This window comes from Kitasatospora sp. NPDC058190 (assembly GCF_042883685.1).
GTDB lineage: Bacteria > Actinomycetota > Actinomycetes > Streptomycetales > Streptomycetaceae > Kitasatospora.
On record NZ_JBHVVI010000221.1, the window covers coordinates 1 to 7363 of the forward strand.

Sequence of the window (7363 nt, forward strand, 5' to 3'; positions counted from 1 at the left end):
AGAACCAGACCCGGCGCCTGCCCGGCCCGGCCTGCCGGTCGGCTGCTCCGCCGTCTCGTCCCCTGGCACCGGCCGGTCTTCGCCGCCCGGGAGGCGAACGCCGCGCTGCGCCCGTGCTGGACGTGCGGGGTTCGATCGGCGGTAAGGCGGGCTCACCGCTGGAACTCGGACGAGAAGGCCGGGCCGGACCGGCTGGAGTGCCCGCAGTGCGCGGGTGACCGGGAGGTGGAGGGGCTGGGCCCGCTGGTGCTGCCGGTCGGAGCTGGTGGCCGCGCTGGTCTCCGCTCCGGACGATCCGTGGTGGGAGACGCGGGTGCTCCACGCGAAGCTTTACCCGGCGAAGGCCCGCAACGTGTGACCGATCCCTGGACGCAGGACCGGTGAACTCCGCCACGGCGTCAGCGTTGCTGCTGGGCGGGTCGGGGAATCCGCGCTACCTATCGGGGCAGAGGCACGCTGGACGTATGGGAGGTGGGGCCGTGGGCAGCGCAGCACAGGGCGCGGAGGGTCGGAAACCGGCGGACACCGTTCTTGCTGCGCTGTTCCCGGGGCCCTCGTTCGGTCTGGTCGTCCTGGACACCGAGCTGCGGGTGGTCAAGGTGGATGCCCCAGCGTCGGAGGACCCCGACTTCCCCGGCGAGTCACTCGTGGGTCGGCGTCCGTGGGAGCTGGTGCCCGGACTCGACGCCGGCCGGACTGAACGGATGCTGCGCGAGGTCCTGGAGACCGGCCAGCCGCGCAAAGACGTCCTGCTGACGGCCCGGTCCACCATCCCGCCCCACCGCGAGCTGGCGCTGTCCGCGTCCACGTTCCGGCTCCAGGACGCGGGCGGCCGGGTGCTGGGTCTGGCGGTGTCCGTGATCGACGTCTCCGAGCAGCACCGCGCCAGGCGACAGCTGGAGCTCCTGGAGGGCGCGAGGTCGCGCCTCGGTACCACCCTGGATGTCTTCCGCACCGCTCAGGAGCTGGCCGAGCTGGCCGTACCGGAGCTGGCCGACGTCGTCACCGTCGATGTCCTGGACTCGGTGCTGCGCGGCGAAGCACGCGCTGTCGGGCCCGTTCTGGAAGACCTTCCGATGCGCCGGGCCGCCCGTCACGGCATGCCCAGCGGCAACCGGCCGCTTGTTGAGGTCGGGAAGATGATCAGCATCCCGTACGGCACCCCGTACAGCCAGTGCCTGGCCGACCTCCAGCCGCGGTTGGTGCGTGACCTGCGTGCGGACGTCGACTGGCTGGCTCAGCTGAACGCCGGCCAGGTGGAGTGGCTCCGTCGTACAGGGGTGCACTCGGTGCTGGTGGTTCCGTTGGCCGCCCGGGGCGTCGTCATGGGGCTGGCGGCCTTCTACCGGACGTCCACACCGGCACCCTTCGACGAACTGGATCTCGCCCTGGCGGCGAACCTGGCCGCACCCACCGCGGTGTGCCTGGACAACGCCCGGCTCTACACTCGCGAGCACTCGGCAGCGCGCCTTCTCCAGCTCACCCTGCGCCCCCCGCAGGTCGCCCCCCACCTCGCCGTGGAGACCGCGCGCAGCTACCAGCCCGTCGGCTCCGGCGGCGACTGGTTCGACGTCATCCTGCTCTCCGGCGAACGTGTCGCCCTGGTGGCGGGCGACACCGCCGAAGAAGGTCTCGAGGCCGCCGCCACGATGGCCGAGGTGCGTGCCGCCGTCTGCGCCCTGGCCGCCATGGACCTGCCTCCCGACGAGGTCCTGGAGCGCCTGCACGCCCTGGTCATCCGCCGGGACGAGGAGCGCCTGCGCCCCCACCAGGACGTGTCGCCCGGCTCCGCCCGGCAACCGGACACGCTCCCGCGGCGCACGGCGAACACCACCTGCCTCTACGCCGTCTACGACCCGGTCTCCCGCCACTGCACCATGGCCAGCGCCGGTCACCCCGCACCTGCCGTGGCGTACCCCGACGGCACCGTCGCTCTCGCCTCCGTCCCCACCGGCCCGCCCCTGGGCCTGGGCATCACCCGATACGAGAGCACCGACGTGGAGCTGCCCGAAGGCACCGTCCTGGCCCTGTGCAACGCCGGCCTCCTGCAGAGCGGGGACCCTGCCCATCCCGAGGAACCCGAACGCCTGCTCCAGGCCATGAACGTCAACGGCGCTACCCTGCAGGACCGCTGTGATGCCGTCTTCCGCACCCTGTCCCCCCAACGACCCCGGGGCGACGCCGTGCTCCTCCTGGCCCGCACCCGCGCCTTCGGCCCCGATCGGGCCGCGACCTGGACCTGGCCACGCGACCCGGCAGCCGTCGCCGATGCCCGCGCAGCCGTCAGCCGCCGGCTCGCGGAATGGGGACTGGCCGCTCTCCACGACACCACTGCCCTGGTCGTCAGCGAACTGGCCACCAACGCCATCCGGTACGCCAAAGGTCCTTTCAGCGTGTGTCTCGTCCGTGGTGAGCAGGCCCTGACGTGCGAGGTCACCGACGACAGCAGCACCGCCCCCCAGCTTCGGCACGCCGAGGACGACGATGAAGGCGGCCGGGGTCTGTTCATCACCTCCCAGATCACGAGCGGCTGGGGAGTGCGGCCCATTGCCTGCGGCAAGACCATCTGGGCCGAACAGCCCCTACCCGGTCCCGATGGGAAGGATGCTGAAGCTGGCCCTGACTGACCAGGATGTCTCGGCGTGGCGGACGGTCACGACATGGAGCACCAGACCGAAGTCATGGCCGGTGTCCTCGGCGAAGCCGGTCGACCGTCCTCCGGTTCCAGCGCGGTGATTGCGACCTCGTCCGGGCGATCTCGCGCTGCACGGCCTGGTCGCCTCGGATGGCAACACGAAGGACCGGCACAAGACCTGGCGGCTGGAGGGTACGGCCGGGCTGGAGGGCGCGGCCGGGCTGGAGGGCGCGGCCGGGCAGGTGCTCGGCCTGCCCCGCTCGGACATGGGCTCAACGCCGCGGGGCGCCGGGCGCTCCGGTGCCCGGCACGCGATGGCGGTCAACGAGACGATCGCCGCGTTCGTCCTCGGTGGCACAGCCCCGGACGCCCCGGGCGGGGTGGGCACCGTGACCGACTGGGCGACCGAGGTCGAGTTCACGCTGCGGGCGGGAAGCGCAAGGTGCGCCCGGACGCGGTGTGGCAGGCCCCGGAGATCGGGGTGCCGGTGCTGATGGTGGAGGTCGACCGCTCCACCATGGCGCCGGAGCGGGTGGCCGCGAAGTTCACCGCCTACCGTGAGCTGTTCCGCGTGAAGGTTCGCGGCAACGACCCGGCCCGCGCCGGCGAGGAAGTCGCCGACCGGACGGTGCACTGGTGGCGCCGGGCCTACCCGGGGCACACCCGCGCCGGGTACCCGCCGGTCGCCCTGGTCGTCACCGACGCCGGGCCGGTGGCCCTGGCCAACCGTCAGCAGACGGTGGCGGACCTGGCGCGCGACGCCTGGGGCGGTGGCTGGTGGACGATCCGCACCCACGACGCGGACGGGGACGGCTGGCGCGAGTACGACGACGCGGTGCCGGTCATCGCGACCATGCTGGAGCTGCTGGCCGAGTACGGCCCGCTCGGGCCGGTGTGGTGGCGCTTCGGCCGCGACGGACGGCACTGTCTGATCGAGGCGCTGGACAACCCGGACAACCGCGCTTCTTACGACCAGCGCCAGAAGGAGAGGGAGAAGAAGGCCCGCCAGGCCCACCGCGACCTCATGCGGACCCTGGCCTGCGTCGACTGCGGCCAGGTCCCCGAGCAGGAGAGCACCTGGGAGTACGGGCTCCACGGCCGGTGGACCCGCCGCCCCGGCGGCCGCTGCTACCCCTGCCACCACAAGCACGAGGAGCGCCGGGAGAAGGCCCGGGAGACCAACGCCTCGCTGCGTCCGTGCTGGAACTGCAACTGCGCAACCGCGCCGAGTAGCAGGAACCGGCCTGGTACAAGCGCTACGCGGTGCGCTCCGGCATCGAGGGCACCATCCGCGAGTTCGCCCACGGCCATGGCATGCGCGGCTGCCGATACCGCGGGCAGGACAAGGCCCACTTGCAGCACGTGCTCAACGTCATCGTCGAACGCCTCAGCCGCCTCAGTCAGCAGTCTCCTGGCGAAAGCGCGTCCATAGGACCACCGACAGCCTTTCAGGACTACCTCGACCAGCAGGGTGTCCCGCGCCTGCGGTCCTGCCGGGCCGTCAGCTGACATGGCAGCGAACGAGATCTCCGACAGAGTCAAAGCTAGGATGAGGCATGAAATCGAACTTGACGCATTCTGGGACGAGTTGGGACCGGCGACGCGCAGCGGTCTTGGCTTCCTTGCTGGGCGCGGGGGCCCTCGGATGGACTGCGGTTGCGCTGAGCGTGCACACGACCGGCTCGACCGTCCTGGACCCTGACAGTGTGACCGATGCTGAGCTGGCCCGGCTGGGCGCTGCTGTGATGGCCGTCATCGCGGCGGTGGCTGCCGGACTGTGGTGGCGTCACTGGGCGACCGTACGTCGGCCGGTGATCGGCGGAGGTTGGGCGCGGGCGGCGTTTGTTGTCTCCGCCGTCCATTCGATGTTCGTCGTCCCGGTGATTGCGTTCGCCTCCTGGGGCTGGGAGGCCCTTGTGATCGTGTTTACGTGCGCGGTGCTCGCGGGCGGTGTGCGGGAGGCCGCCGGGGTGACGGCGCTGGCTAGCGGCCGCACGGACTCGTCGATCCCGATGTCCGGCTGACGACGGCTGTACAGCGTGGCTGGCCTCGGATCGCTCGGGCGGTGCCGTACCCGGTCATCCTTCGTGCCGCAGGAACGGCTGTATGCGTCTGCTTTCGAAGGCGTATGGGCTTGGGCCTGTCGGTGTTCGTCTTGGCAGGTTCGACGGCGTGTGGCGGGGTGACCGGGTGAGGCGGCGTGCCACGAAGGTGATCACGGTCCAGGTGAGGTGGGCCTCGCCGTGGGAGATGAGCCGCTCGTAGTCCCGGGCGTTTCTGTGGGCTCTCGTGATCCACGAGATGGCCCGATCTACCCGCCACCTCTTTGCCAGGACGGCGAAGCTGTCCTGGTCCTTGCGGCAGGGCACCGTCTTGAGGGTGAGGCCCAGGTAGGAGCGGGCCCAGGTAGGAGTGGGCCCAGTCGCTGAGGAGCCGGCCGACCGTCAGGAGGCGGTGGCCGAGCTGTCGGCCGAGGTCTGGGGCGGGCAGCGGTACACGGTGCCCCGGGACGACAACGACGGGGACGGCTGGCGCGAGTACGACGACGCCATACCGGTCATCGCGACCATGCTGGAGCTGCTGGCCGAGTACGGCCCGCTCGGGCCGGTGTGGTGGCGCTTCGGCCGCGACGGACGGCACTGTCTGATCGAGGCGCTGGACAACCCGGACAACCGCGCTTCTTACGACCAGCGCCAGAAGGAGAGGGAGAAGAAGGCCCGCCAGGCCCACCGCGACCTCATGCGGACCCTGGCCTGCGCCGACTGGGGCCAGGTCCCCAAGCAGGAGAGCACCTACGAGTACGGGCTCCACGGCCGGTGGACCCGCTGGCCTGGCGGGCGGTGCTGGTCCTGCCACCAGGAACGCACGGAACGGCTGGAACGGGAGGCGGAGGAGCAGCTGGAGTCCGCCGGTGCGGCGAATGCCTCGCTGCGCCCGTGCTGGACGTGCTGGGGCTCGATCGGCGGGAAGGAGGGCTCGAAGCCGGAGCTGCGCCACCGCCGCTGCCGCCACGCCCGAGACGCTGGAGACCGCACGACGGGAGCCGCTCCGAATGTCGGCAACGGGTGAAACGAGGGCCACGGACGGCGGATCAAAATCGGGTCACTTCGTGATCTCTTGATCATCCTGACTTCAGAGGTTCTGGAGTCAGGAGGGAAGAGGTGATCGGGGTGGAGGACTGGGCCGAGATCCGGCGGTTGCACCGGGCGGAGGGATTGTCGGCGCGGGCTGTGGCCCGACAGCTGGGGATCTCCCGGGGCACGGTGGCGCGGGCCCTGGCCTCGGACCGGCCACCGGTCTACCAGCGTCCGTTGAAGGGCTCCGCGGTGGACGGGGTCGAGGACCGGATCCGGGAGCTGCTGCAGCAGACGCCGACCATGCCTGCCACGGTGATCGCCGAGCGGATCGGCTGGGAGCGTGGGCTGTCGATCCTGCGGGAGCGGGTGCGCGAGCTGCGTCCGGCCTACTGACTTCGGCGCGTCAGGGTGAACGGTCCCGAATTGCCTGACGGGCTCGTTGTGGTGGCTGTATCCGATGGTGTGTGAGATATGCGGATGGGGGCGGGCTGACCGCTGCGGGACGGCTGCGCCGGGAGTCAGTGCGGATGCAGGCGGCCGAGCTGTTCGAGCAGGACGTCAAGCCGCCGGAGGTGGCTCGACGTCTGCGGGTGAGCCCGAAGTCGGCCTACCAGTGGCACCAGTTGTGGTGTGAGGGCGGTGTGCAGGCTTTGGCTTCTCGCGGCCCGAGCGGGTCGCGGTGCCGTCTGTCACCGCGCTGCCTGGAGAAACTGGCCGCGTATCTGGAGCAGGGTCCGGCTGCGCACGGCTGGGTGGAGGACCAGGTGTGGACCGCGGCGAGGGTGGCCACGCTGATCGGGAGGAAGTTCCACGTTTCCTACAGCGTCTCGGGTGCCACGAGGCTGATGCACCGGCTCGGCTTCAGCCCGCAGGTCCCCGCGCGGCGGGTCGCCGAGCGCGACGAGCAGGCCGTCACCGCGTGGAAGGAGGCGACCTGGGCGGAGGTAAAAGAGCGCGGGCGGCCTGCGGGGGCTACATCTGCTTCGAGGACGAGGCAGGATTCACCCGCCGTCCGCCCAAAGGCCGCACCTGGGGCCGGCGCGGCCGCACGCCGGTTGTGACCGTCAGCGGCCGCCGCTCGGGACGCCTGTCCGTGGCGGGACTGATCGCCATGTGGCCGGGCTCGCGCACCCGGCTGTGCCACCGCCTACGCACCCACCCGGCGGGCAAGGGGCGACGCCGCAGCATGGGCGAGCGCGACTTCATCGCACTGATCGACGGCGTCCACCAGCTGGTCAAGGCGCCGATCGTGCTGGTCTGGGACCGTCTGAACACCCACATTTCCCACGCCATGCGCGACTTGATCGCCGAGCGTGCCTGGCTGACGGTGTTCCTGCTCCCCGCCTATTCACCCGACCTCAACCCTGTCGAATGGGTCTGGGCACACGTCAAACGCAGCCTCGCCAACCTCGCCGTGGTCGCCCTCGACCGACTCGAAGCCCTCGTGCGCAACCGGCTCAAGCGCCTGCAGTACCGGCCCGACATCCTCGACGGCTTCATAGCCGGCACCGGCCTGACCCTCGACACCCCCGCCTCACCCTGAGGCGCCGAAGTCAGTAACGCCAGGTGACCTGCTCGTCGTCGGGCACGTGCAGATGCGTGCCGTCCAGCGCCACGGTCCGCAGCCCGCGGTGGAAGGACCCGGCCTGGC

Annotated in this window: 7 protein-coding genes and 1 pseudogene; all 8 read left to right on the forward strand. The window is 71.1% G+C overall.

The annotated features are described in order from the left end of the window. Positions 1–479 precede the first annotated feature (479 nt). The 8 genes and pseudogenes from ACFVWU_RS43625 (at position 480) to ACFVWU_RS43660 (ending at position 7255) form a co-directional block, all read left to right on the forward strand. Positions 480–2627 (forward strand): SpoIIE family protein phosphatase, encoded by a 2148-nt coding sequence (locus tag ACFVWU_RS43625; RefSeq protein ID WP_387632021.1) that lies wholly within the window; start codon positions 480–482, stop codon positions 2625–2627. A gap of 109 nt (positions 2628–2736) precedes the next feature. Beyond that, a complete protein-coding gene (locus ACFVWU_RS43630; protein WP_387632023.1) occupies positions 2737–3129 on the forward strand; it encodes a hypothetical protein in 393 nt (130 codons plus the stop codon). A gap of 769 nt (positions 3130–3898) precedes the next feature. Then, positions 3899–4144: a transposase gene (locus ACFVWU_RS43635; RefSeq protein ID WP_387632026.1), complete on the forward strand. Its 246-nt coding sequence runs from the start codon at positions 3899–3901 to the stop codon at positions 4142–4144. A gap of 197 nt (positions 4145–4341) precedes the next feature. Next, positions 4342–4659, forward strand: coding sequence for a hypothetical protein (locus tag ACFVWU_RS43640; RefSeq protein ID WP_387632027.1), 318 nt, complete (start codon positions 4342–4344; stop codon positions 4657–4659). A 430-nt stretch (positions 4660–5089) separates the two neighbouring features. After that, positions 5090–5704: a hypothetical protein gene (locus tag ACFVWU_RS43645; RefSeq protein ID WP_387632029.1), complete on the forward strand. Its 615-nt coding sequence runs from the start codon at positions 5090–5092 to the stop codon at positions 5702–5704. Positions 5705–5796: 92 nt separating this feature from the next. Then, positions 5797–6102, forward strand: a pseudogene (locus ACFVWU_RS43650) (helix-turn-helix domain-containing protein); the annotation flags it as partial. 98 nt (positions 6103–6200) lie between these two features. Beyond that, positions 6201–6773, forward strand: coding sequence for a winged helix-turn-helix domain-containing protein (locus ACFVWU_RS43655; RefSeq protein ID WP_387632032.1), 573 nt, complete (start codon positions 6201–6203; stop codon positions 6771–6773). Continuing rightward, entirely contained in the window at positions 6689–7255 is a 567-nt protein-coding gene (locus tag ACFVWU_RS43660) for a transposase (RefSeq protein ID WP_387632034.1), read from the forward strand. The genes ACFVWU_RS43655 and ACFVWU_RS43660 overlap by 85 nt, the downstream gene beginning before the upstream one ends. Positions 7256–7363 lie beyond the last annotated feature (108 nt).